Source organism: Aerococcus viridans, from assembly GCF_002871935.1.
GTDB classification, from domain to species: Bacteria; Bacillota; Bacilli; order Lactobacillales; family Aerococcaceae; genus Aerococcus; species Aerococcus viridans_B.
The window spans coordinates 1-896 of sequence record NZ_PNHQ01000048.1; the positions used below are offsets into that span (position 1 = coordinate 1).

Annotated in this window: 1 rRNA gene; it reads right to left on the reverse strand. The window is 28.7% G+C overall.

Features of this window, described 5'->3' with window-relative positions:
* Positions 1-803: 803 nt before the first annotated feature.
* Positions 804-896, reverse strand: a 5S ribosomal RNA gene (gene rrf / locus CJ191_RS09075); the annotation flags it as partial.

The window sequence follows — 896 nt, forward strand, 5'->3', positions numbered from 1 at the left end:
TCAATTGCTACGCAATTGATTCCCTACACAATTTTGGTTCGTCTTCTTTGTTCAGTTTTCAAAGGTCTATCTCATTGCCTTATTAGCAACTTTTATATCTTATCATCTGCATTCATTGTTTGTCAATAAAAAGTTTCAAAAAAGTTTTTTTTAAAGTTTCATACAAACAATGTCATATTTGACGACTTGAATATCATATCACTTAGTTTGAGTGGTTGTCAACAAGAATTTTAATTTTCTTTTTTATCTTGTTATTCTCAACAAGCAATACTTATAATACCTCGCATAAGAATTATTGTCAACATTATTCTTATGTTTTTTATCATTTTTGCAATTCATTTTAGAAATGTAGTTATAGCAATGTTTTTCACTACATTTTCTTGTTGGTATCATTGTATTTTAATTACATTTATGACACCTTCAATACATTCTTCCTTATAATTAAACTTTTTATTCTACTATCTTTTCTGTTTTTACTCTAGATAACCATTTTAATTATTTTTCACACATTGTCATCATTTGCCAGTATCCATTGACGTATTTAACTTCATTTTACAAAAATACTCATTTTTTCTGATCAAGCATATTTATATTATTCATTTTCTTACTTCATCATATACGAAGAATATTTTTAGAATAGAGCATTACTTTTGATTAATCTACCTTATTGCGTATATAAGATTACTCATTTTACATCATATCGCTGAATTTTATATAGTATAACTTTGGTATCCTTCGGATTTTTATATAGTTTAAAAGATAACAACAAAAAACCAGTAGCTTTGGCTACTGGTTTTTATCTTGCATGGCAACGTCCTAGTCTCACAGGGGGCAACCCCCAACTACATTCGGCGCTAAGAAGCTTAACTTCTGTGTTCGAGATGGGAACAGGTGTG